Raw genomic sequence first — 1,430 nt, forward strand, 5'->3', positions numbered from 1 at the left:
GATTTTACGTGATTAAGCATAACGCCCGCCTAAGGGGCTGGCAACGCATAACACCAAACTCAAACACGACAACCGTAACCACCGCGGTTCATTAGGACTGGAAACGCCACGCGTTGACAGTCCCTTTGAGGCGTTTGTTAGCTTCGTAGCCTATTGTTTACCAATGACCTTTTTAACACTTTTTGTTGAAAAGCATTTTACGAAAATGCATCGGACAAGCACATGTCCAACACCAAAAGCTGTGAAGTTGGCAACCAAAACTTATAGGGTTGAGTTGACCACGGTTAAGAGTCCGCGACAAAGAAAGCCAGAGCACAGCGATGATGTAGCCTTTGTGAAACTAAGCTGACTGTGTTGAACATCCAACAATGTTGAAGCATCTAGGTTTGTTGGCTTTCAGCAACTTTAAAACCACTAAACTTTCAACGCTTTCTACCAAATCAACATCAGACTTGAGATCAAAAGCCAAGTTGTGAAATTTGAACGCTAAAAGCTGAATTTTCAGAACAATTAAACCCAGATTTTGATGATTTCCGCTTCAAGAAGCTAACGCCCGCCTAAGGGGCTGACAACGCATTACCAATAAACTCAATCACAACAACTGCAACCACCGCGGCTCATTAGGACTGGAAACGCCACGCGTTGACAGTCCCTTTGAGGCGTTTGTTAGCTTCGTAGCCTATTGTTTACCAATGACCTTTTTAACACTTTTAGTTGAAAAGCATTTTACGAAAATGCATTGGACAAGCACATGTCCAACACCAAAAGCTGTGAAGTTGGCAACCAAAACTTATAATGATCAAGGTTGAGTTGACCACGGTTAAGAGTCCACGACAAAGAAAACATAATTTCAGCGATGATGAAGCCACTTGTAAACCAAGCAGCCAGTGTTGAACATCCAGCGATGTTGAAGCATCGAGGCTTGCTCGTTTTCAGCGACTTTGGAAATGCTCAACATTCAACACTTTCTATCAAAGCAGCATCAACCTGAAACTCAATAACCAAGTCGTGCAACTTGAACGCTAAAAGTTGAGTTTTTAGAACAATTGAGCGATTCCAGCCTTTAAAAAGCTAACGCCCGCCTAAGGGGCTGGCAACGCATTACCACTAAACTCAAACACCACAACCGAAACCACCTCGGCTCAATGGGACTGGAAACGCCACGCGTTGACAGTCCCTCTTGAGGCGTTTGTTATGTGAATTACCTACCGAAGCCTGTTGTTTTTGTTAAAGCGCCTAACTTTGGCTCGCATATTCTTCATTGGTGATGACGTGTTGAACTGGATCATTCGACCAAATGTCCATTGTTCATACCACGTCGTTTCATACAATTCTTCATTGCTTAAACTTGCGACTAACAAGATAAGCTTGTTTATTGTTGAGTCTAACGCCTTAAGTAAGTCCTCGTATTGCCAATCACGGTACTGATC

3 protein-coding genes are annotated in these 1,430 nt (G+C 43.1%); all 3 read right to left on the reverse strand.

What is annotated here, in order from left to right; genetic code table 11:
- Window positions 1-172: 172 nt before the first annotated feature.
- Entirely contained in the window at window positions 173-316 is a 144-nt protein-coding gene (locus tag D908_RS20305; protein WP_420919637.1) for a cell shape-determining protein MreC, read from the reverse strand.
- Window positions 317-726: 410 nt separating this feature from the next.
- Window positions 727-846, reverse strand: a complete 120-nt coding sequence (locus D908_RS21790) for a DUF645 family protein (RefSeq protein WP_005522181.1) — start codon at window positions 844-846, stop codon at window positions 727-729.
- Window positions 847-1,205: 359 nt separating this feature from the next.
- Window positions 1,206-1,430, reverse strand: a 225-nt coding sequence (locus D908_RS20315; protein ID WP_005522185.1) for a ClbS/DfsB family four-helix bundle protein, incomplete at its 5' end; no start/stop codon positions are given.

The organism is Vibrio mimicus CAIM 602, from assembly GCF_000338875.1.
Lineage (GTDB): Bacteria > Pseudomonadota > Gammaproteobacteria > Enterobacterales > Vibrionaceae > Vibrio > Vibrio mimicus.